This window comes from Streptomyces sp. NPDC091279 (genome assembly GCF_044757465.1).
In the GTDB taxonomy this organism is placed as follows: domain Bacteria; phylum Actinomycetota; class Actinomycetes; order Streptomycetales; family Streptomycetaceae; genus Streptomyces.
Window position 1 is genome coordinate 192,426 of sequence record NZ_JBIVVA010000006.1, and the last position, 22,623, is coordinate 215,048.

18 protein-coding genes are annotated in these 22,623 nt (G+C 71.9%); 9 read left to right on the forward strand and 9 right to left on the reverse strand.

Annotated features, from left to right (window positions below; genetic code table 11):
* The first annotated feature begins 172 nt into the window (after window positions 1–172).
* Genes ACIQOU_RS17120 through ACIQOU_RS17140 form a run of 5 tightly spaced genes read left to right on the forward strand, consistent with a single transcriptional unit; the run spans window position 173 to window position 4,835 of the window.
* Window positions 173–982 carry a glycosyltransferase family 2 protein gene (locus tag ACIQOU_RS17120; protein ID WP_401537529.1) on the forward strand — a complete coding sequence of 270 codons (810 nt, stop codon included), beginning with the start codon at window positions 173–175 and terminating at the stop codon, window positions 980–982.
* A 2-nt stretch (window positions 983–984) separates the two neighbouring features.
* The gene (locus ACIQOU_RS17125) at window positions 985–1,971 is read left to right on the forward strand and encodes a hypothetical protein (RefSeq protein ID WP_401537530.1); all 987 of its coding nucleotides are present in this window, start codon (window positions 985–987) and stop codon (window positions 1,969–1,971) included.
* Entirely contained in the window at window positions 1,961–3,268 is a 1,308-nt protein-coding gene (locus ACIQOU_RS17130) for an FAD-binding protein (RefSeq protein ID WP_401537531.1), read from the forward strand. Before ACIQOU_RS17125 ends, ACIQOU_RS17130 begins: the two co-directional genes overlap by 11 nt.
* Window positions 3,265–3,723 (forward strand): GtrA family protein, encoded by a 459-nt coding sequence (locus ACIQOU_RS17135; protein ID WP_401537532.1) that lies wholly within the window; start codon window positions 3,265–3,267, stop codon window positions 3,721–3,723. The genes ACIQOU_RS17130 and ACIQOU_RS17135 overlap by 4 nt, the downstream gene beginning before the upstream one ends.
* Window positions 3,720–4,835 carry a UDP-galactopyranose mutase gene (locus ACIQOU_RS17140; protein ID WP_401537533.1) on the forward strand — a complete coding sequence of 372 codons (1,116 nt, stop codon included), beginning with the start codon at window positions 3,720–3,722 and terminating at the stop codon, window positions 4,833–4,835. Before ACIQOU_RS17135 ends, ACIQOU_RS17140 begins: the two co-directional genes overlap by 4 nt.
* A 135-nt stretch (window positions 4,836–4,970) precedes the next feature.
* Here ACIQOU_RS17140 and ACIQOU_RS17145 read toward each other — a convergent pair whose 3' ends face one another.
* From ACIQOU_RS17145 to ACIQOU_RS17155, 3 genes are all read right to left on the reverse strand, one after another.
* Window positions 4,971–5,162, reverse strand: coding sequence for a DUF397 domain-containing protein (locus ACIQOU_RS17145; RefSeq protein ID WP_401537534.1), 192 nt, complete (start codon window positions 5,160–5,162; stop codon window positions 4,971–4,973).
* 235 nt (window positions 5,163–5,397) lie between these two features.
* Window positions 5,398–6,255, reverse strand: coding sequence for a helix-turn-helix domain-containing protein (locus tag ACIQOU_RS17150; RefSeq protein WP_401537535.1), 858 nt, complete (start codon window positions 6,253–6,255; stop codon window positions 5,398–5,400).
* A 341-nt stretch (window positions 6,256–6,596) separates the two neighbouring features.
* Window positions 6,597–7,355: a GPP34 family phosphoprotein gene (locus ACIQOU_RS17155; RefSeq protein WP_401537536.1), complete on the reverse strand. Its 759-nt coding sequence runs from the start codon at window positions 7,353–7,355 to the stop codon at window positions 6,597–6,599.
* Between the two features lie 340 nt (window positions 7,356–7,695).
* Between ACIQOU_RS17155 and ACIQOU_RS17160 the strand changes: the two genes are divergently transcribed.
* On the forward strand, window positions 7,696–10,290 hold the full coding sequence (locus ACIQOU_RS17160; RefSeq protein ID WP_401537537.1) for a D-alanyl-D-alanine carboxypeptidase: 2,595 nt from the start codon (window positions 7,696–7,698) through the stop codon (window positions 10,288–10,290).
* Between the two features lie 155 nt (window positions 10,291–10,445).
* On the forward strand, window positions 10,446–12,302 hold the full coding sequence (locus tag ACIQOU_RS17165) for an MFS transporter (RefSeq protein WP_401537538.1): 1,857 nt from the start codon (window positions 10,446–10,448) through the stop codon (window positions 12,300–12,302).
* Window positions 12,303–12,360: 58 nt separating this feature from the next.
* Here the strand turns inward: ACIQOU_RS17165 and ACIQOU_RS17170 are convergent, their stop codons facing one another.
* Window positions 12,361–12,870: a glutathione peroxidase gene (locus ACIQOU_RS17170; protein ID WP_401537539.1), complete on the reverse strand. Its 510-nt coding sequence runs from the start codon at window positions 12,868–12,870 to the stop codon at window positions 12,361–12,363.
* Window positions 12,871–13,019: 149 nt separating this feature from the next.
* Window positions 13,020–14,000, reverse strand: coding sequence for an ArsR family transcriptional regulator (locus tag ACIQOU_RS17175; RefSeq protein ID WP_401537791.1), 981 nt, complete (start codon window positions 13,998–14,000; stop codon window positions 13,020–13,022).
* A 78-nt stretch (window positions 14,001–14,078) separates the two neighbouring features.
* Between ACIQOU_RS17175 and ACIQOU_RS17180 the strand changes: the two genes are divergently transcribed.
* Window positions 14,079–15,284 carry an MFS transporter gene (locus ACIQOU_RS17180; RefSeq protein ID WP_401537540.1) on the forward strand — a complete coding sequence of 402 codons (1,206 nt, stop codon included), beginning with the start codon at window positions 14,079–14,081 and terminating at the stop codon, window positions 15,282–15,284.
* Here ACIQOU_RS17180 and ACIQOU_RS17185 read toward each other — a convergent pair.
* From ACIQOU_RS17185 to ACIQOU_RS17200, 4 genes are all read right to left on the reverse strand, one after another.
* Window positions 15,274–16,158 carry a carbohydrate ABC transporter permease gene (locus ACIQOU_RS17185; protein WP_401537541.1) on the reverse strand — a complete coding sequence of 295 codons (885 nt, stop codon included), beginning with the start codon at window positions 16,156–16,158 and terminating at the stop codon, window positions 15,274–15,276. The genes ACIQOU_RS17180 and ACIQOU_RS17185 overlap by 11 nt on opposite strands.
* On the reverse strand, window positions 16,155–17,141 hold the full coding sequence (locus ACIQOU_RS17190) for a carbohydrate ABC transporter permease (RefSeq protein ID WP_401537542.1): 987 nt from the start codon (window positions 17,139–17,141) through the stop codon (window positions 16,155–16,157). Before ACIQOU_RS17190 ends, ACIQOU_RS17185 begins: the two co-directional genes overlap by 4 nt.
* Window positions 17,142–17,351: 210 nt before the next feature.
* Complete coding sequence (locus ACIQOU_RS17195) at window positions 17,352–18,602, reverse strand: extracellular solute-binding protein (RefSeq protein WP_401537543.1); 1,251 nt, start codon at window positions 18,600–18,602, stop codon at window positions 17,352–17,354.
* Between the two features lie 291 nt (window positions 18,603–18,893).
* Window positions 18,894–19,949, reverse strand: coding sequence for a LacI family DNA-binding transcriptional regulator (locus ACIQOU_RS17200; RefSeq protein ID WP_401537544.1), 1,056 nt, complete (start codon window positions 19,947–19,949; stop codon window positions 18,894–18,896).
* Window positions 19,950–20,166: 217 nt separating this feature from the next.
* On the opposite strand from ACIQOU_RS17200, the gene ACIQOU_RS17205 reads away from it, so the two are divergent.
* Window positions 20,167–22,485 (forward strand): glycogen debranching N-terminal domain-containing protein, encoded by a 2,319-nt coding sequence (locus ACIQOU_RS17205; protein WP_401537545.1) that lies wholly within the window; start codon window positions 20,167–20,169, stop codon window positions 22,483–22,485.
* Window positions 22,486–22,623: the final 138 nt, after the last annotated feature.

A 22,623-nucleotide genomic window follows, 5' to 3' on the forward strand; every position in this document is an offset into this window, starting at 1 on the left:
TCCCGCCCGGCGAAGGATTCTCCGCCCCGTACCGCTGATCCCCGGCCGTCTCCCGCAATTCCTGTGAGGCCGGAATGAACCGGCTGTCGAGAAACTCTTCGGCGGCTGGGGGCGGCACGGCACGGGCGCACTCTCCACGGCATGGGCGCACTCTCAGAGGAAGGGGTTTCACGTGGCCACGGAACTCGCGATCGTCATGCCCGCACGCAACGAGGAAGGATGCATCCGGCAGACGTTGGACGCATGGCTGGACGTCCTGACCGCCACCGGGCTCACCACCGAGGACACGGTCCAGGTGATCGTCCTCGACGACGGCTCCACGGACCGCACCCCCGAGATCCTGGCCGAACTGGCGGCGACCGACCCCAGGATCGGCATCGTCCGGCAGACCGGCATCGGACACGGCCCCTCGGTCGTGAACGGCTATCGGCTCGCCCTCGAATCCGGCGCCCGGCACATCTTCCAGGTCGACTCCGACAACGAGTTCGACCCGTACGAGTTCCCCACGGTCTGGCAGCACCGCGACCGCGCGCCGTTCGTCTTCGGGTGGCGGGTGCGGCGCAGCACCCCGCCCTCCCGCCGGTTCATCTCCTTCTCCCTGCGGCTGCTGCTCAACTCCCTGTTCGGCGTCCGCATCCCCGACGCCAACGTGCCCTACCGCCTGATGGAACGGCACTACCTCGCCTTCGCGGCCGAGAACATCCCCACCGGCGTCTTCATCCCCAACGTCTGTATCGCGGTCCTCGCCCACACCCTCCAGGTCCCGGTGGTCAACGTGCCGATCACCCACCGGAAACGGACCACCGGCACGGTCTCCATCGTCAGCTGGCGGCTGGCCCGCGCCTGCCTGCGGTGCCTTGGCCAACTCCTGCTCTGGCGGCTGCGGTTCCAGGGCATCCGGTACAACTTCACCGTGCACGGCGCCTACGTCACCGGCCAGGCACCCTGGGGAAGCCGGTACCCGCACGACGCGGCGGCCTGAGCGTGCACCGGCGACGCCTGCTCGGCTTCACCGCCGCGCTCGCCCTGCTGATCTGGGTCACCTCACGCCTCGGCGTCGCCCTGCACGAGTCGTCGCACCTGGTGGTCAGCGGCCTCCTCGGCGCCCAACTCGCCGGACTGCACGTGCCGTTGTTCGGCGACGGGTACGGCAACTTCTCCTTCCCTCCGCGCACCGGCGCCACCCCCCGGTTCCTCGCCCTGATCGTCGGCCCGCTCTCGCACATCCTCGGCGGCACCCTCGCCCTGCTCCTCAGCCGCGTGACGTCCCGGTCGCGCTGGACCCGGCTCCTCCTGATCACCTACGGGGCCGTGAACCTGCTCTCCGGACTCCAGTACCTCGGCTCCGGCCTGTACTACGGGTACGGCGACCCGGCCGACGCGGTCCTCGCCCTGCTGCCGCCCTGCGCACCGGGCCCGGTCAGCGCGGACACCGTCACGACGATCGCCACCGTGCTGGTGATCGGCACCCTCGCGGTGGCCGCGTACGCCCTGACCCGCGCCTACCTCGCCGTGCAGGAACTCTGGTTCCCCGCACGGGACTTCCGCGCCCGGCTCACGATCCTGCTGCGGACCGCCGTACCCGCCGTCGCCGTCTTCGTCGGCGCGTTCCTGCTGTCCGGCAGCCAGTCACCCACCTTCTACGCGGGCGGCGACTACCGCTGGAACGTCCCCGTACGCGACGACCGGATCGCCACCGGCATCGCCACCGACCGCCGCACCCACCCCGGCACCAGCACGGCGGCCGCCTGCCGACGGGCCACCGACGACCTCGTCAACGGCTACATCGGCGACCGGGAGAGCCAGCAGGAGCAGGCGATCCGCGCTCTGCGCTCCCGGGGCGTGCGACCCGGCCCCGCGAAGCTCCCGCTGCTCCCGGCCAGCGCCGCCCTGCTGGGCGCCGGTGCCCTGCTCGCCCTGCGCCGGGGCCCCCGTACCGCACCCGAACGAGTGGACCCTCATGCGCACTGACCACGGGGCCGCACCGCTGGCCTGGAACCGGGTGCACCGGTACCGGCAGCGGGTGCTGGACATCGAGCGCGGACTCGACTCCCTCCCGGACAGCGCCGGTTCGGTGCTGCCACGCGGCTTCGGCCACTCCTACGGCGACAGCTGCCTGAACGCCGGCAACACCCTGCTCGACACCCGGGGACTGAACCGCGTCCTCTCCTTCGACCCGCACACCGGCGTCCTGCACTGCGAGGCCGGCGTGACCATCGGCGAGGTGCAACGGCACGCCACCCCGCACGGCTGGCGCCTCGCCGTCTCCCCGAGCACCGGCCTGGCCTCCGTCGCCGGCTGCGTCGCCCACGACGCGCACGGCAGGAACCATCCCCGCGCCGGTTCCTTCGGCCACCACCTCCTGGAGATCGAGCTGCTGCGCGGCGACGGCCCGCACCGCTGCGGCCCCGACACCGACGCGCCGCTCTTCCGCGCCACCATCGGCGGCCTGGGCCTGACCGGCCTCATCACCACCGCCACGCTCCAACTGCGGCGCGTGCAGTCGTCGTTCCTCCAGGTCGAGACCCACGCCCACACCGACCTGCCGGGACTCCTCGACCACCTCGACACCACCGCCGGCCGCGCGGAACACGCCACCGCATGGCTCGACATGACGGACCGTCAGAAATTTCGCGGGCTCCTTGAGCTGGGCGACGAAGGGCCGGGCGAACGCTCCCTGCCACCGGAAGGACCCCGGCCCCGGGTGCCGTTCGACCTGCCGCGATGGTGCGTGAACCGGCCCGCCGCACAGGCGTTCAACCGCACCTGGTTCCGGCTCGGCGCGCGCAAGCAGCCCGGCCCGGTCGACTACCGGACCTACCTCTACCAGATGGACTCGCTCGGCGACTGGAACCGGCTCCTGGGCCGCAGAGGCTTCTACCAGTACCACTTCCTGCTCCCGGCGGCCGCCGTCCGGACCGGGCTGCCCCGGCTGCTCGACGCCGTCCGCCGCTCGGACAACCTCGTCGTGCTCGCCATCCTCAAACGCTACGGACCGGCCACCGCGCCGGGCATGATGTCGTTCCCGTTCCACGGCCTGGGCGGCGCCTTCGACTTCGTGAACAGGGGCGGGCGCACCCTGCGGCTCTTCCACGAACTGGACGCGCTGCTGGCCGAGTTGGGCGGCCGCGTCTACCTCGCCAAGGACTCCGCGCTCGACCCGGACACGTTCCGGCTGATGTATCCGCAGTGGACCGCGTTCAGCGAGTTCGTCGACCCCCGATTCTCGTCGTCGCTGTGGCGCCGGGTGACCGGGGAGCACAGGTGAACCGGCCCCCGGAGCGGCCCCTGCTGCGCCAGGCCGTCCGCTTCGGCGTCGTCGGCGCCGCCTGCGTGCTGCTCCAACTCGCCCTGTACACGCTGCTGCGCACCCGGCTGCCCCCGCTGCCCGCGAACTTCGCGGCCCTCCTGGTGTGCACGCTCGTCAACACCGAGGCCAACCGCCGCTTCACCTTCGCGGCGCACCGGGGCTCGGCCGCCCGCACCCAGGCCCAGGGCCTGCTGGTCCTCGCCGCGTACTCCCTGCTCACCTCCGGCGCCCTGGTCCTGCTGCGGGCCGTGGTGGCCACCCCGCCCCGCCGCCTCGAACTGGCCGCCCTGGTGGTGTCGTCGGCCGTCGGCACCGTCGGCCGGTTCGTGGTCCTGCGGCTGTGGGTTTTCCGTCACCGCGTCCTCGCCGGACAGGACACGGCGTTCCCGGCCAAGAAGGAGGCGTCACAGTGAAGGTGACCATCATCGGCAGCGGCCTCGCCGGAGCCACCGCCGCCGCAGCCCTGCACGACGCGGGCGCCGACGTGCGCGTCCTCGAACAGAGCCCCGTGTGGGGAGGCCAGCTGCGCACCGAGCACGCGGGCGGCATCCTCTACGAACCGCACGGCGCGCACATCCTGCACACCACCGACCGGCAGGTGTGGGACTTCGTCACCGACCGGGTGGAGATGCTGCCCTACCGGCACCGGGTGATGACCGAGGTCGACGACCGGGTGCTGTCCTGGCCACCGCAGATCTCCGAACTCGAACAGCTGCCGCAGTGGGCCGACATCCGCCGCGAGCTGGACCAGTGCCCGAGGACACCACGCACCACGAACTTCGAGACCTGGTGCGAGGACATCATGGGACCGACCCTCTACGCGCTGTTCATCAGGCCCTACACCATCAAGCAGTGGGGGACCGACCCCAGGGAACTCGCCGCCCAATGGGCGCCCAAACGCATCGAGTTGCGCGTCGACGGCTACCGCGACCTCTTCCGCGACCCCTATCAGGGCTGGCCGCGCGGCGGCTACCTCACCCTCATCGACGCCCTGCTCGGCGGCGTCCCGGTCGAGTTGGGCGCCCCGGTGGACGCCGAGAACGTCGCCGAGCGGACCCGGGGCGCGGACGCCGTCGTTCTCACCGCGCCCCTCGACGTCTTCTTCCGGCACGCCCTGGGCGAACTGCCGTGGCGGGGCGTCCGCCTGGAGAGCCACTTCATCCCGGGCGCCGATCACGTCCTGCCGTGCGGCGTTGTCAACCACCCCGGGCTCGACCAGACGTACACCCGGCGCATCGAGACCAAGTGGATGAGCGGCCAGACCCGCGAAGGCACCGTCGTCAGCTACGAATACCCCGGCGCGCCCGCCCGCCACTATCCGGTCGACGACGTCGAGGGAAAGAACCGCGGCCTCGCACACGACTACCGCGCCCTGGTAGCCCAGGAGTTGGGCCCCCGGGTGCACCTCGCCGGACGCCTCGCGACCTACACCTATATCGACATGGACCAGGCCATCCGGCAGGGACTCAACGCGGCGGCCCGCATTCTCAAACAGACCGACACCGGCGCGAAAGCCCGGAGTTGACCGTCAGGTCAGAAGACGCCGGCACACAGGCCGAGCCCCCTCGGCAAGGACGGCGGACTGGTCGAGAGGGCTCATTCTGTACAGCGTGTGCAGTTATTCCCCTGGACTACGGCCGAGAATCAGGAGGGCCGTTCCCTAGGCCTTGACGGAGGACACGAAGGTGTTCCACGTGTCCGCCGGGAAAGCCAACTCCGGTCCGTCGGTCACCTTCGAGTCGCGCACGGCCATCGCCGCGACGACGGGGGACTTGACCTCGACGCACGCGCCGTTGCCCGTCGAGTACGACGACTTGGTCCACGTGTCCGAGACACCCTGAAGAATTGCCATTTTCGCTCCGTATTGCCAGTCGTTGAGTTGCAGTCACCGGGTGCCGACTCCGCTGCGGAACCGGCCTCGCGGTGCGCGCCAACCTGGTGCTCGCCGGCGTGTTTTCGAAGCTACTCGCAATCCCCCACCCGCGACGGGGGCGTTCACTCGACTGGATGGCATATTCCGGGGGGTCTTCCACTCCGGCTCCGGGAAGGTGTACCGTGCGCGACCTTCCCGGAGACCGGAACGAAACTCACCGCGTGTAGGTCTTCGCGACGTCCTCGATGTACTGCCGGGACTGGTCGGGATTGAGCGCCTGCGCCCTCAAGTGCTCATACATCACGCTGTACTTCTGGACGTCGTTCGCCTTCTCCAGATAGAGATCGCTGGTGACGCCCTCGATGTAGACGACGTTGGAATCCGCCGCGTCCGGGAACTCCAGGATCGCGTACTGCCCGTTCAGTCCCGGATGCGCGCCCATCTCGAACGGAATCAACTGCACCGTCACATGCGGCAGTTGCGACTGGGCGACCAGAAACTCCAACTGGTCCCGCATCAGAGCGCCGTTGCCCACCCGGCGGTGCAGCGCGGCCTCGTCGAGCACCGTCCACAGCCGCAACGGATTCTCCGGCGCCGTGATCCGCTCCTGGCGCCGCATCCGGACGCTGACCCGCTTCTCGATGTCGGCCGGTGCCGTCTCCGGCAACGCGCCCGCGATCAACGCCTGCGCGTACTCCCGCGTCTGCAACAGCCCCGGCACCACCTGCGGGTCGTACACCCGAAGGCTCGCCGCGTCCGTCTCCAGACCGATGTAGACGGAGTACGGGATGTCGCCGAAGGTGTGCCACCACCCCTGCTGACGCGAGTCCTTGGCCATCTGCATCAGGGAGTCCACCACCCGGACGTCCTCGACCTCGTAGACCCCGCAGAGATCACGGACGTCCCGCTGGCTGATGCTGCGCCGGCCGTTCTCCAGCCTGCTGATCTTCGACTGCGACACCAAGAGGCGATCGGCGACCTCTTCCGCCGTCATGCCTTTGAGTTCGCGGAGCCGACGAAGCTCCTGCCCCAGCCTCCGACGCCGGACGGTGGGATTGACATTGGACGCCACGAGACGTGCACCTCCGGCTGCGTGCCACATACCTGCCACTTTGCGTATCTGCTGTTGAGCAGACTGCCACCAAGGTGCTCACTACCGCTGGGAAACGGTTGATATGCGGTGCGCATACGCCACATCACGGCACAACGGCGCCCCGGTCCCGCATAATGCGGCCGCGCACGCGGCCGCGCGGACGACGGAACCGTCCGACCGGACAGCCCCGTTGAGGGACGACCGACGTACGATCCCGCCGCCCGCGCGGACTGCGGCTCCCGAACCGGATCTCGGTGATTCGGGTACGGCGTGCACAACTGCCCTGCTGCCGAACGGAGTTCGCCCCAGAAGGCGGCGGCTCAGTGTGCCGGGACGCGCGCCATGACGTCCCGGCGTGGCTGCATCGGAACACCGCGAGCGGGTTCCGGCACCGGCCTGCCCGGTCCGGTCGCGGCCTGTCGGCCGGCCGGGGCCGGAGCCCGCCGTGGCTGTGCCGCCACACCGTTCTGGACGTCCATCACGGCGTGCGCCACGAGGCCGCCCATCGGGTCGTGCCTGATCAGGTCCCGCAGCCGGGAGCGCGAGGAGCGACCCTCGTTGCCCGGATACAGGTGTTTGCCGAGGCCGACCGCGTGTGCCAGGGCGGCGAGCGCCGCGGTCCGCGGGTCCGGCGGAACGCCGGTGCGGATCGCGCAGTCCAGCCGGGCCTTGATCTCCCGGCTGATCTCGGTGTCCGTCGCCTGGTAACGAGTCGTCGGCAGCACTCCGCACATCTGTCCGGGCACGGCGGCAACCATGCCGCACCGTTCGAGATGCGAGAGATACGTCTGGCGCAGCCCCAGTCGGGGCCCGCCGATCCAGTGGACCGCCCGTACCGGAGCGCCACGCCTACGCAGCAGCTCCAACGCGCTGTCCAGAGTCGGATCTCCGGTCGGCCGTGGTGCCACCACGGCGATACGATCCCCATCTGGGGCTATCCGTCCGGCCAGCGCCAGCTCCACTAGCTGTGCTCCGGCCAGACCGAGGTCGAGCGACTGCGGCTGTGCGGTGGTACCCGTGGCCGGGTCCAACGCCAGCAGCAAAAGCTCTTCCGGAATGGTTCTGCGGCTCCTGCCCATCCATGCCTCCCCGCGTGGATGACAGACAGGGTGACCCCTCTCACATTCATCTGTCGAGGGTGCGTGACCTGTTTGTGAGGGAACCGGTAGGTATGTCGTTCTCGTCTACCGCAGTGGCCAGGCCCACACAGCAGGACACTGGTACATGGTTCGGACAGCGCGGTGGAGCGCTGTCGCGGGCGACGGTTCACTGTTCGCAAGACGCACGGAGTACGTGCGGCATGAGGAGGCATCGGTGGCGGGCGAGTCCCCCGACAGGTCGAAGCAGCGCGAGTCGTCGGCAGGACCGACGTCGGGGAGCGGGGGTTCGGTTCCCGAATCCAGGAATTCCGACCATTCCGTGAACCCCGGGACCCCGGAGCGGTCCGGGAACGCGGAGCGGGATTCCCGCGACCCGCGCGTGGGCATGACAAGGGAACCCGGCGGTTCCGCCTCGGGCGGCGTCGACACCGCGACCCGGGTGATCTCCACCCGGGACCTGACGACGGAGGCCACCACCGACCCCGACCCCACCCCGGACGACGACGCCCCCGCCCGCAAGGCGGTGGCCGGCTGGGTCCGCCCCAGCCCCGACCCCCAGACGAACGACGCCGACGCGAACGCCGACGCGAACGGCAACGACGACGCCGCCGACGCGAACGGCAACGACGCCGACGCGAGCGACGACGCCCCGGACGCCGAGGCCCCGTCGAGCACCCCGGACGCCGGTGACCCGCAGCGCACGACCACCCCGGCCACCGGGACCGCCGAGGGCGCGGGCAAGCCCGAGGCCGGGAACGCAGTCACCGCCGACGCCGGTCAGGGCGCCGGAGCCGCCGACGCCGACCCCGACACGGACCCCGACACGGACCCCGACACGGACCCCGACGCCGACCCCGAGCTCGACCCCGACGCCGACCCGGAGTCCCGTTCCGGCGCCGAGCCCGGCACCGGCGTTGCCCCGAAGGCCGACGGTGGGCCGGAGGCGGCCGAGGGCGCCGCCGACGAGCAGGCGAAGGCCCCCGAGCCGGCGAAGGGCACCGGATCGGCAACGGCGGTCACGGCGCCGATAGACCCGTCCGCACCGGCGGACAGCGAGGAAGCCCCGGCGAAGTCGGCCGCGTCCGGCGGCAAGGGCGGTGCGACCCCGACGGCGGCCGCCGTTCCCGCCGTTGACCAGGAGACCGGCGAGGAGACCGGCGAGGAAGCCCCGGCGAAGTCGGCCGCGTCCGGCGCCGGTGCCGATGCCGAGGGTGACGCCGCCGAGAAGGCCGACGGCGCTGAGGAGGCCCCCGAGGGCGCTGTCGTCCCCGGTGGTGGCGAGGGTGCCCCGGATGCCCCCGAGGACCCCTCCGGGCCCGCTGGTGGCGACGAGGCCCCCAAGGGTGCCGCCCCTACGGGTGACCCCGACGGCACGGGCACGGGCACCGGCAAGGGTGAGGACGGGGACGCCGGCGCCGAGCAGCTCGATCAGCCGACCGCCGTGTTCAAGGCCCCGGCGCCGAAGCCCGAGGTCGATCAGCCGACGACGATGCTGAAGCTCGGCGGCGACCCCGAGCGGACCAGCAGGTTCGTGGCGTTGAAGCCGTTGGACGAGCCGAAGGCGCCGCGCGCCGGGGACGTCACCGCGCTGGTGCCGCAGGTCGGGCCCGAGCGGACCACGCAGACGCCGTTGCCGCCGAAGCCGCCGCTCGATCTGCTGGCCGAGCTGACCAACACCCCGCCGCCCCCGCAGACCCCGGTCCGCGTCCTGGTCCGGCGGGTCAAGATCTGGACCCCGCTGGTCCTCCTCCTGATTCTCATCGTTGCGATCGCACAGGCTTTCCGGCCGCTGCCGTCGCCCACCCTCGCGCTCACCGCCGAGGACTCGTACACCTTCGACGGCAGCAAGGCGACGCTGCCGTGGCCGTCCGAGGGGCAGGGCAGCCTGGACGTCGAGGGCATCGGCACGATGGACGCCTTCGGCACCGCTACACCGGTCGCCATCGGGTCCGTCGCGAAGGCGATGACCGCGTACATCGTCCTCAAGGACCACCCGCTGAAGTCCGGCCAGGACGGCGCGAAGGTCCCGGTGGACGCGCTCGCCGAGAAGGAGGGCGGCTACAGCAAGGACGGTGAGTCCACGCTCGACACCGTCAAGGAGGGCGACGTCCTCACCGAGCGCCAGGCGCTGTCGGCCATCATGATCCCGTCGGCCAACAACATCGCGCGGCTGCTGGCCCGTTGGGACGCGGGCTCGGAGGCGGCGTTCATCAAGAAGATGAACGACACCGCCAAGGAACTCGGCATGACGGGCACCACCTACACCGACGCCTCCGGCCTCAAGGAGACCACCGTCTCCACCGCCGCCGACCAGGTGAAACTGGGCAACGAGCTGGTGAAGATCCCCGCCCTGATGGAGATCACCAAGCTGCCCACCTGGAAGGACCCCTCCGGCAAGGAGTGGACGAACTACAACCGACTCGTCCCCTACAACGGCGCCCTCGGCATCAAGACCGGCACCACCACCAAGGCCGGCGGCAACCTGCTCTTCGCCGCCACCAAGGAGGTCGGCGGCGAGACCGTCACCGTCGTCGGCGCGATCCTCGGCCAGCACACCGCGCCGATCATCGACACCGTGAACGCCGTCAGCAAGACCGCGATGGTCGCCGCCCAGGACGCGCTGAAGTCGGCGAAGATCCTCAAGAAGGGCGACGTCGTCGGGTACGTCGACGACCAGCTCGGCGGCCACACCCCGATCGTCGCCTCCAAGGACGTCAGCGCGGTCGGCTGGTCGGGGCTGAAGGTGAAGCTGTCCTTCGACGCCGACGACATCCCGCACACCGCGAAGGCGGGCACCCGGGTCGGCACGCTCACCGTCGGCGACGGGGACGGCGGCGCGGTCAAGGTGCCGGTGCAGTTGCAGAGCGACCTCACCGAACCGGCCCTCGGCGCGAAGCTGACCCGCCTGCTCTGACCCGTCGGCAGCGGCCGGCAGCGCTCCCGCACCCCGTCGACGTGCCCACCCGGGCGACCGTCGGCGGGGTGCGTGCTAGCGTCACGAATCGGGGCAGGCGGTCGACGGGACGTGTCCCGCGACCGAACTCGGGACACCATGGGGAGTGCCTACAGGTGGCCACTGCGGAGCCGACACACGCCGACGACGCCGAACCCGGCCAGGGAGCCGACGGGCGAATACACGTACCCGCGCCGAGACATCACGACCCCACTGCCACCCCGGCCGACGCCCCCGTCCGCCCCGTCACCCGCGCCCTGCTCGCCCTGCGCGAACGGCTCCTGCGCCACCCCGTGCTCGCCATCTCGGCGCTCGCCGGGGTCCTCCACCTCGTCTGGTTCTTCACGTTCGCGAACAGCGGCGGGGATCTCGCGGCGCAGGACGCGTGGGCCGAGTTCGTCGGCCGCCACCCGGACTCCGCGTACAACCTCGCCTGGTACGGCGGCATGCACCCGGTGTCGTACAGCATGGTGTCGCCGTATCTGATGTCCCTGCTCGGCGTGCGGACGACGATGATGATCGCCGGTACGGTCTCGGCCGGGCTGCTGACGATGATCCTGATCCGCAGCCGCTCGGTGCGGAACCCGCTGTGGGCGTCGCTCTCCGGCGTCTTCGCCTTCCTCTGCAACGCCGCCTCGGGCCGGGTCACGTTCGGCCTCGGCACGGTGTTCGCGCTGGGCGCCGTCGCCACCGTCTTCTGCTGGCCGCACCGCTGGCGCCACAAACGCTGGGCGAAGGCCCTGTGCGCGGCCCCCCTCGCCGCCCTCGCCACGATGTCGTCGCCGGTGGCGGGTCTCTTCGTGGGTCTGGTCGCCGTCGCGATGTTCCTCCAGAAACGACGTCCCGGTGCCTGGGCGCTGGGGCTCGCACCGGCCGCCGTGGTGGGCCTGTCGGCGTGGCTGTTCCCGTTCTCGGGCACCCAGCCGATGAGTTTCGGCTCGGCCGTGCTGCCGTTCCTCTTCGCGGTGCTGTGCGTGGTCCTGGTCCCGAAGGGGTGGACGACGGTCCGGCTGACGTCCGGGGTGTACGCGCTGTCGGTGGTCGGGGTGTGGGCGGTCAGCTCGCAGATCGGGTCGAACATCACCCGGCTGGTGATGCTGTTCGGCGGGGTGGCGCTGACGGCGGCCCTGCCGTTCGCGGTGCGCGGCACCCGCAGGTGGTACGCGACGGCACTGGCCGTCGCCGTCTTCACCACCTGGATCGGCTCCAAGACCGTCGACGACGTCGTCCACACCACCCCGGCCGCCTCCTGGGCCCGTGAACTGGCGCCGCTCGTCAACGAGTTGCAGGAGGTCGGCGCCGAGAAGGGCCGGGTCGAGGTGGTCCCCGCCGCCTCCCACCGCGAGGCCTCCGCGCTCGCGCCCTACGTCAACCTGGCCCGGGGCTGGAACCGCCAGGCCGACATGGAACGCAACCCGCTCTTCTACGACGACACCCTCAACTCCGCCAACTACCATGAGTGGCTGCGGCGTTGGGCCGTCCACTTCGTCGTGCTGCCCAAGGACCAGCCGGACGGCAACGGCGGTGAGCGCGAGCGGGAACTCGTCCAGCGCGGCATGCCCTACCTCAAGCAGGTCTGGGGCGACGCCAATTGGCAGCTGTTCCGGGTCACCGACCCCGCCCCGCTGGCCGAGCCGAATGCGGTGGTGGACCGGGCCGAGCAGGGCGAGATGACGATGCGGGTGAAGAAGGCCGGGCGCGTCCTCATCCGGATTCCGTACTCGCCGTGGCTGTCCATCGTCGACGCCCAGGGCAAGAAGCTCGCCGCGCCCCAGGAGACGGCGGCCTCCCAGCACCGCGCCGACGACGCCCCGAAGACGTACGACAACGTCAACGGCTGTCTGCTGGAGACGGAGAAGGACGCGGACGGCGACCAGTGGACGATGCTGGTGGCCCCCAAGGCGGGCACCTACCGGCTCGCGGCCCCGTACACCGTGCCGCGCGGCACCCCCTGCCCGGACGAACTGAAGTGACTCCCGCCCGGTCCGGCCCCGTTGGAGGCGGGACCGGTCAGGAGCCGTGCCGCTGCTCCTAGGCGAGCTGCCCCTCGATGGCCGCGACGACCTCGGCGGCCTCCGGCTCGGTCTGCGGCGAGAAGCGGGCGACGACGGTGCCGTCGCGGCCGATCAGGAACTTCTCGAAGTTCCAGCGGATGTCGCCGGTGTGCCCCTCGCCGTCGGCGAAGTCGACCAGGCGCTGGTAGAGGGCGTGCCGGTGATCGCCGTTGACCTCGGTCTTCTCGGTGAGCGGGAAGGAGACGCCGTAGGTCGCGGAGCAGAACTCGGCGATCTCCTCGGCGCTGCCCGGCTCCTGCCCGAGGAACTGGTTGCAGGGCACGCCGAGCACGGTGAAGCCCTGCGCCGCGTACCGCTCCTGGAGGCGTTCGAGGCCGGAGTACTGCGGGGTGAGGCCGCACTTGGAGGCCACGTTCACGATGAGCACGGCCTGCCCGGCGTACTGGCCGAGATCGGCGGACCCGCCCGTGAGCGCGCCGATCTCCACCCCGAGGGGAGCTGTGCTGCTGCTGTCGGAAGTCGTCATCCCCGGATGCTAACTCCGCCGGGAGAGGGGGCGGCCCGCCGGGCCCTGGGGAGGAGGCGGGAGCCAGGAAGCGATCCGGGCGGCCCCTAGGGGGAGCGGTCTCCTACGGGGGAGGGTGTTCCGTAGGGGGCGGGTGGTTTCCTGGGGGCCTACCCGTCCCCCTCCCCGGCCGCCGCTCCGACCAGTGCCTCGCCCGCTGTTGTTCGGGTGTACAGGACCGAGCGGCCCGTTCGGCGGCGTTCCAGGAGGCCCGCGTCGAGGAGCAGGCGGAGGTGGCGGCCGACCGAGCCGAGGGGCTGGCCGGTGATCGCCACCAACTGGCTGGTGCTGAGCGGGGTTTCGAGCAGCACCAGGACGCCCGCGCGGGCGGTGCCGAGGAGGGCGCCGAGCGGGGCCGGGACCGGGGCGCCCCGGGGGTCGGCGAGGGTGCCCGCGCACGGGTAGACCAGCGCGTACCGGGCGCCGTCCTCCCAGGACACCCAGCCGTGCCGCTGCGGGGTGACCGGCATCAGGAGCAGGTCGGCGCCCTCGATGGCACGCGGCGGATACGCGTGCCGGTTGACCTGGAACCGGCTCTCGCCGAGCCACCGGGTGCCGGGCCGCAGCGCGTCCAGGACGGTGGCCCAGCCGCCCCGGCTGACCTGCGCGGTCCGTACCCCGACGTCGGCTTCGAGGATGCGGCGCCGCCGTTCCCAGTCCGGGCGGACGCCGTTCTGCCAGATCGACTCCAGCAGATCGGCGGCTCGTCGGGGGAGGTCGGCGCGGTCGGCCAGGGCGGGCGGGAGGGGGCCTGCGAGGGAGAGGCGCAGGTGGGCATGGGCGTCCTCGGGGGCGACGGCGCGGACGCGGGCCAGGGTGTCGGGGAAGGGTTCGCCGTCGCGGGGCGTGGGGGTGAGGAAGTCGGCGATCCAGTCCCGGCCGAGCCCGGCCCGCACCAGCAGCGCGGTCACCGGGTCGGCCGCCAGCAGCGCCCGGTACCCCGGCAACTGGCGGCGCAGCCAGTCCCGTTCACCGGGATGGGCGCCCACCCCGGCGTGCAGCAGTTTCAGGCAGGCGAAGGTCTCGGCGAACGGCGACACCACGAACCGGCTGCGGGCGAGGGTGTCCGCGTCGAGCCGCCACCAGCCCATGTCCGCCGCCCTTCCGGTCACGTTTCGCGCGGGTGCGAAAGAGTACCCGGCGCCGCCGTGGCTGCTCAGACTCCCCGCATGCGCAGTTACCAAGCCCTGTTCCGGGCCCCGGAGTTCACCCCGCTGTTCCTGCACACCGCGTCCAGGTCGGCCGCCATGACGGTCGCCGGGCCCGCCCTCGGCACCCTGGTCTACGGGGCGACGGGCTCGCCGTTCCTGTCGGCGGTGAGCATGTTCACCCCGCAGCTGGCGCAGGTCGTGGGCGCGACGACGCTGCTGTCCGCCGCCGACCGCATCCCGCCGCGCGCGGCCCTGACGCTGATCGCCCTCGCGTACGCCCTCGGCACCGCCGCCCTCGCGACCCCGGGCCTGCCGGTCGGCGTGCTCCTCGCGGTGTCCCTCACCCTCGGCCTGGTCGCCTCCCTCGGCGGCGGCGTCCAGTGGGGACTGCTGCACGAGATCCTCCCCAAGGAGGGCTATCTGCTGGGGCGTTCGGTGTGCAACATGGCAAACGGGCTGATGCAGGTGGCCGGTTACGCGGCCGGGGGCGTCCTGGTCGCCGCGCTCTCCCCGCGAGCCGCGCTGCTGGTGGCCGCCGTGCTGTATCTGCTGGCCGCCTCCGTCGCCCGCCTCGGCCTGAGCCGCCGCCCGCCCCGGGCCACCGGACGCCCCTCGATCGGCGCGACCTGGCGGGCCAACTCCCTGCTCTGGTCGGACCGTTCCCGCAGACTGACGTTGCTCGGGCTGTGGCTGCCCAACGGTCTGGTCGTCGGCTGCGAGGCCCTCTTCGTCGCCTACGCCCCGCACGCCGCAGGCCCCCTCTTCGCCTGCGCGGCCGCCGGGATGCTCATCGGGGACGTGACCGTCGGCCGTCTGCTGCCACGCCGGGTCCGCCGACGGCTCGCGGTGCCGTTGCTCGTGCTGCTGGCGGCGCCCTATCTGCTGTTCGCGCTGCGGCCGACGGTGTGGGTGGCGGCGCTCGCGGTCGGGTCGGCGTCGATCGGGTTCGGCGCGAGCCTCGTCCAGCAGGAGCGGCTGATGGCCCTCACCCCGGACGAACTGAGCGGCCACGCCCTGGGGTTGCACTCCGCCGGAATGCTCACCTGCCAGGGCCTGGCCGCGACCCTGGCCGGCACCGTCGCCCAACTCACCACCCCGGCAACGGCGATGACCGCCCTGGCGCTGGCCTCCCTGACGGTGACGGGGACGCTGGCGGCAGCCGCCGTCGCACAGCGCCGGAAACCCGCCCCCGCCCCCAACTCCGCTGCCCGGCCTACTCCTTGACCGCCCCGGCGTTCGCGCCCTGGACGAAGTAGCGCTGGAAGCAGAAGAAGAGGGCTGCCACCGGGAGGGTGGCCAGGAGGGCCGCCGCCAGTTTCAGGGGGTACTGGGTGCCGCCGCCGAGGCCGCCGGAGACCAGGCGGGCGAGGCCGACGGTGAGGGTCTCGTACCGGCTGGACTGGGTGGCGACCAGGAAGTGGGTGAACTCGTTCCAGGAACCCTGGAAGGAGAGGATCGTCAGCGTCAGCAGGGCCGGTCGGGCCATCGGCAGCACCACCGACCAGAACGTGCGGAACACCCCGGCGCCGTCCACCCGGGCCGCCTCCTCGACCTCCCTCGGGATCGACTCGAAGAACTGCTTCATGATGAAGATCCCGGCCGCGTCGACCAGGAGCGGCAGGATCATGCCGCTGTAGGTGTCGAAGAGCCCGAACGTGTTCAGCACCAGGAAGCGCGGGATGAGCAGCGCGACGTTCGGCACCGCCATCACCGCGATGACGAACCCGAACAGCACCCCCCGGCCCCGGAACCGCAGCCGGGCCAGCGCGTACCCGGCCATCGCGTCGAACAGCACCCGCCCGGCCGTGACGACGACCGCGACGAACGCGGAGTTGGACAGCCAGCGCAGGAACGGCACCCCGGCCGCGGTGTCGCTCAGCCCGAAAAGACGCTGGTAGGCGGCGGTCGTCGGGGTGGTCGGCAGCAGTCCCAGCGGGTGCGCGGCCGCGTCCGGGTCGGTCTTGAAGCCGGTGACCAGTTGCAGCACGAACGGCAGCAGATACAGCAGGCCCACCGCCGCCACCGCCGCGTACCCGGCCCACCGCAGCGGGCGGGCGAAGCGCGGCAGGACCGGCCGGGCCGGGGACTTCGTGGTCATCGGCTCCTCCGGGGGCGGGGCGTGCGCTCACGCAGCACGAGACGTTGGACGGCGGTCATGGTGAGGATCAGGGCGAGCAGGATGAACGCGATGGCCGCGCCCTGCCCGAAGTCCGCGTCGTCGAACGCGGACGAGTAGGAGAGGAACGCCGGGGTGAGCGTCGTGTTGCCCGGCTTGCCCTGGCCCATTACATAGACCTGGTCGAAGACCTGCCAGGTGGAGATCAGGCCCAGCGTCAGGACGAGGAAGAGGACCGGGCGCAGCGCGGGCAACGTGACATGGCGCAGCAGCTGGCGCCGGTTCACGCCCTCGATCGCCGCCGCCTCCTCCAGCTCGCGCGGGATGTCCTGGAGCGCGGCGAGGAAGATCAGCATGAAGGTGCCGGACGTCGTCCACACGGCGAGCAGGATGATCGTGCACATCGCGACGGACGGCCCCGACAGCCACTCGAACCACGACAGGCCCAGGAACGTGTGGTCGGCGAGGAGACCCGAGGGATGCCCGGTGTCGACCAGACCGAGGCCGCCGAGGAGCAGACTGAGGACGCCCCGAGGATCGTTGAACCAGTTCGGGCCCTTCAACCCCACCCAGGACAGTGCCGTGTTGACGGCGCCGCTGCCCTGGAAGAGGAAGAGGAAGATCGTGGAGACCGCGATCGAACTGGTCACGGACGGAAAGAAGAACGCGGTCCGCAGGGCCGAACGGGCGCGCAGGAGACGCTGGTTGACGATCAGCGCGAGCCCGAGCGCGAGCACCGTCTGCAACGGCACCGTCAGCAGCACGTAGTAGCCGTTGTTGCGCAGCGCGGTCGCGAACAGGGTGCGGTCGAGGCCGTCCTCGGTCAGCAGGGAACGGTAGTTGGCGAGGCCGACGAAGTCCGCCCGGCCGCTGAACGGGTTGGACTGCCCGTCCCAGTGCAGCAGGCTCACCCACAGCGCCATCAGGATCGGCAGCACCATGAACAGGCCGAGGACGAGCACCATGGGGCTGACGAACAGCCAGCCCCAGGCGGATTCGCCGCGGCGCCCCGCGCGCGGGGCAGAGGTGGCACGGGGCGACGCGGCGGGGCCGGGCCCCCCGGACGCGTCAGGAGCGCCCGGGGAGTGGTCGGCCGCCCGGGGGGCCGAGCCCGCGCGGGTGCGCGGGCCGGGCCGGGGGTGCGACGAGCGGGGTGCGGAGGGTGACATGGCGGCTCAGTTGTCCTTGTCCTTCGTGAGCGCCTGCTCGCCGTTGCGCTGGAGGCTGGTGAGGATCGTCTTCGGGTCGGTGGTCGCCAGCGTCGCGAGGTCGGTGTTGAACTGCGTCAGCACCTTCTCGAAGCCGGGCACCGTCACCGGGCCCTGCGCGTAGGCGGTGCCGTCCACCCACACCTTGGCGCTCGGGTCCAGCTTCACGAACGCGGCCTGCGCGCTCGTCCTGGACGGCAGCACCCCGAACGCCTGGGCGTTCTCGACCTGCTGCTTCGCCGACGTCAGGTACTTGACGAGGTCGACGGAGGCGGCCCGGTGCGTGCTGTCGGCGGCGATGCCCCAGCACTGGCTGAACGCGAGCGTGCCCTTGCCGCCGGGCCCTGCGGGAAGCGGCACCGTCGTGTAGGTGGTGTCCGGGTAGTCGGTCTTCATGCCGCCGGTCAGCCAGCTGCCCTCGATCGTCATCGCGGCCTTGCCCTTGCCGAGCGCCTCCCCGCCCCAGTTGGTGTCGACCTGCGACGCGTACTTGAGGTCCCCGGACTTCAGCAGCGACCGCACATAGGTGAGCGCCTCGATGTTCTGGCTGCTGTCGGCGGTCATCTTCGACTGGTCGGCGTTGGTGATCCAGCCCCCGGCCTGCTTCAGGAACACCCCGAGCCGGGTGTGCTCACCGCTGGTGACCAGACCGGTGACCCCCTTGCCGGTCAGCTTGGCGGCGACGGTCCGCAGCTGCGCCCAGGTGGTCGGGTAGTCCTTCGCGGTCAGCCCGGCCTTCTTCCACAGGTCCGTGTTGATCGCCAGCGCCAGCGTGGAGACGTCCTTGGGCAGACAGGTCAGCTTGCCGTCGTAGGTGAACGACGCCCGCAGCCGCGCCGAGAAGTCGTCGGCGTCCTTGATCTGGTCGCCGTAGGCGTACAGCGAGCCGCCCTTGGCGTAGTTGGCGAACTGGTCCGAGTTCACATAGAACGCGTCCGGCGGCCGGTGCCCCGCGAAGCCCTGCGCCAGCTGCTGGTTGATGTCCTTGGCGACGTCCACGGTGACCTTGTTGCCGGACGCCTTCTCGTACGCGGCCACGGCGTCCCGCACGGCCTTGGTCTCCGCGTCGCCCGAGGAGGCGATCAGGATGCTGAGCTGCTGCTGCTTGCCGGTGTCCTGCTCCGTCTTCCGGCCGCTGTCGAAGTTCGACGAGCAACCGCTGACGGCGACCAGCGCCGCGCAGGTGACGAGGGCCGCGGCGGCCGTACGGTGAGCCATGGATTCCTCCGGGAATCGGGGGGTGGTTCGTCTGCGGCTCCACCCGGGCGAGGCACAGGGGCCGGGCCCGGGGTGTGGGGGTGGAGGAGGGTGACGTGCGGCTTGATGGGGCTTCTGAGGTGGTGGAGAAACGTTTCTGTCGAGGGCTCGCCCGGACCGCACCGGATGCGGAGGCCGGGGTGGGTGGGGCGGGTGAGCGGCAGCCGGCCGTCGTCATCGGCTCGCGTCGGCTGGGGTGCCGGCCACCCGGGCGCCGGTGACGGGGGGCAGCGGCGCCCGGGTGACCGGCGGCTAGGAGGCCGGGTCCGGCGGTGCCGCCGTACTGTCACGGACGGCCAACGACGGTTCCAGCAGGATGCGTTCGGGCTCGGCGTCCGGCGCGGCCAGCCGGGCCAGCAGCAGCCGGACGCACTCCCGACCGACCTGTTCGAGGGGCTGGGCCAGCGACGACAGGCCCGGCGAGAGGAGATCGGCGGTGGGTGAGTCGTCGAAGCCGACCACGGAGACATCCCGCCCGGCCACCGCGCCCCGCTCGCGCAGCGCCCGATAGCAGCCCAGGGCGAGCAGGTCGCTCGCGCCGACGACAGCGGTGGCTCCCGCGTCGAGCAACGGCTTCGCCGCCGCGCGGGCCGCCTCGATGTCGTTCACACTCTGCCCGCGCCGCCCCCGGGTGGACAGCCCGTGCCGCTTCATCGCCCGCTGCCAGCCCTCGGCGCGGTCGTCACCCGCGCCCGACGCGCCGCGCTCCCAGCCGAGGAAGGCGATCCTGCGGTGGCCGAGCGCGACGAGGTGTTCGACGGCGGCGTCCGTCCCGGAGGCGCCGTCGACGTCGACCCAGTCGCCGATCTGCCGACCCGACCACATCCGGCCGAAGCTGACGAACGGCACGTTCCGCTTGGCCAGCCAGGACTGCCGGGGGTCGCCGTGCTCGGTGCCGCTGAGCACGAAGGCGTCCACCTCGTGCTGGTCGAGCAGCTCCTCGTACCCCGCGAGCGTCGGGGTGCCCGGCGGGCAGGCGAAGAGCAGGACGCGGTACCCGGCGTCGTCGGCGGCCTGCGAGACGGCGTGCAGGAACCGGTCGAGCACCGGATAGCTGAACGACGACGGCTGGACGCCGTAGCCGATCAGCTTGCTGGAACGGGTGCGCAGAGTCTGCGCGGCACGGCTGGGCCGGTAGCCCATCTCGTCGATCGTCCGCCGGACCCGGTCCAGGGTCTCGGGGCGCAGCAGGGCGGGCGAGTTGAGGGCGTTCGAGACGGTCTGCGGCGAGACCCCGGCCCGGCGGGCGACCATCGCGAGGGTCACCGGGCCGCCTTTGGCCGTGGCGCTGTTGCTGGAGCGGGGCATGCGGGGTCTCCGGCGTACGGGAGAAAACTTCGGATGCGGAACGGTACTGCGGTTCCGGTGGTGCGGTGGTGCGGTGGTGCGTGATCTCACGAGGGTGGCTGTGGATCTTGTTCGTGTGATCTTGGTGGTGAGTTTTAGCGTTCCAAAGGGATTGTCAGCGCCCTGAAGAGCTGCTTACTGTCTTTGGAACGATCTAACGCTGAGAGGTTCTACTCACTTGGACACCACTGTCAAGCCCCAGGACGCCAACGGATCGGTCACGGCGACGCCCGTCGTGACCACCGGGCTCCAGCCGTTCCTGCACGACGCGGTCGTCACGCTGCACGCCCCGAGCCTGGTCGTCTCGCGCGCGGACGGGCGGCTCGACGGCGGTGCCGACGGCTTCTACCACGGCGACCGCCGGGCGCTGTCCCGGCTGACCGTCGTCGCCGAGGGCGTTCCGCTGGCGCCGGTCGGCGGCGGGCTGCGGGGTGCGGACCGGGCGGAGTTCCGGTCGATCCTGCGCGGCCTCGGTGAGGTCACCCCGGACCCGGCCGTCGCCCTGCGCCACAGCCGCCTCACGGGCGCCGGACGCCTGGAGGAGACGTTCGAGGTCACCAACGCGGGCACCCGCCCGGTGCTGTTCCGGCTGACGGTGACGGCGGGCACGGACCTCGCGCCGATGGAACGTGTGAAGTCGGGGCGCGTTCCCCAACTCGCGCCGGGGCGAGGGCCGTTGTGGCCTACGCCGGGGGAGCCGGGGTCGGCGGGGTTGGCGGCGGGGGGCGAGCCGGGGTCGGCGGGGGTGGTGGGTGAGCCGGGGTCGGCGGGGGTGGTGGGTGATGGTGCCGGAGCCGGAGCCGGAGCCGGAGCCGGAGCCGGTGGCGGTGCCGGTGGTGGGGCCGGAGCCAGTGGCGGGGCCGATCTGTCCTGGGCGGCCGATGACTTCACCGTGCGGCTGACGACGAGCCCGGCGCCGGACGCCGTCGAGGCCGTCGACACCGCCGAGGGGGCTGTCGTGCGGCTGTCCTACGACATCGGGCTCGCGCCGGGTGAGGCGTGGTCGCTGACCCTGATCTGCGTGGCCGGGTACGCGGACGGTGACCTGTTCCCGGCGCCGCCCGCCGACAGCCTGCCGTGGAGCGTGCCGGAACTGCGCAGCGCCGACCGTGCCCTGGACCGGCTGCTTGAGCAGTCGTTGGCCGATCTGGACCGGCTGCGGCTGACGGACGCGGCGTTCTCCGGCGGCGGCCGCACGGACCAGTTCCTGGCGGCGGGGGCGCCCTGGTTCCTGACCCTGTTCGGGCGCGACGCGCTGTGGGCGGCCCGGATGCTGCTGCCGCTCGGCACCGAACTCGCCGCCGGCACCCTGCGCACGCTGGCCCGCCGCCAGGGCGCGATCACCGACGTCAGCACCGAGGAGCAGCCCGGCAAGATCCTGCACGAGGTGCGCCGCGCCTCCCTCAACGACGCCCTGTTCCTGCCGCCGGTCTACTACGGCACCGTCGACGCGACCCCGCTGTGGGTCACCCTGCTGCACGACGCCTGGCGCTGGGGCCTGCCCGCGGCCGACGTCGAGGAACTCCTCCCGCACGCCGAGGCCGCCCTCGCCTGGATGCGGGACCAGGCCGCGGCGAGCGGCGACGGCTTCCTCAAGTACGTCGACCAGAGCGGCAAGGGCCTGTCCAACCAGGGCTGGAAGGACTCCTCGGACTCCGTCCGGCACCGCGACGGACGCCTCGCCGGCGCCCCCATCGCCCTGTGCGAGGTGCAGGCGTACGCCTACGAGGCCGCCGTCGGCGGAGCGGCCCTGCTGCGCGCGTTCGGCCGGCCCGGCGCGGACCAATGGGAGGCGTGGGCACGGGAGTTGGCCGACCGGTTCCGGGCCCGCTTCTGGGTCGAGGACGCGCACGGCCGGTACCCGGCGATCGCCCTCGACGGCGAGGGGCGCCCGGTCGACGCGGTCACCTCCGGCTTCGGCCACCTGCTGGGCACGGGGCTGCTGAACCACGAGGAGAGCGCCCTGCTCGCCGCCCGCCTCGCCGCCCCCGACCTCGACTCCGGGCACGGCCTGCGCACCATGAGCACCGAGATGGCGGGCTTCAACCCGTACGGCTACCACATCGGTTCGGTCTGGCCGCACGACACCGCGATCGCCGTGCGGGGCCTGGTCCGGGCGGGCTTCCCGGCGGCGGCCGCGTCCCTCTCGCAGGGCCTGCTGACCGCGTCCACCTCCTTCGCCGCCCGCCTCCCCGAACTCTTCGCGGGCCACGGCACGTCGGAGACCCCGGACGCGGCGCCCTACCCGGCGTCCTGCCGCCCCCAGGCCTGGTCGGCGGCCTCGGTGGTCGCGGTCCTCCAGTCCGCCCTGGGCCTGGAAGCGGACGTCCCGTCGGGCACGGTCACGGTGCACCCGACCTTCGCGTCGGCCTACGGCCCCTTGACCTTGACGGGACTTCGGATCGCGGGGGAACGGCTCGACGTGACCGTGGCGGCGGACGGCACGGTGGGGGTCGGGGAGTTGGCGGGGGGTGTGGTGGTGAGGGTGGGGGAGTGAGGGGGCGTTCGGTGGGGGAGTGGCAGGGTCCGTCCGGCGCGGGTGGAGGGGGTTTGTTTCGGCGCCGGGGGCTGAAGGGGGTTGGCTCCGGCGCCGGTTGAGTGGGGTTTGCTTCAACGGGGCTTGTCCCGGCGCCAG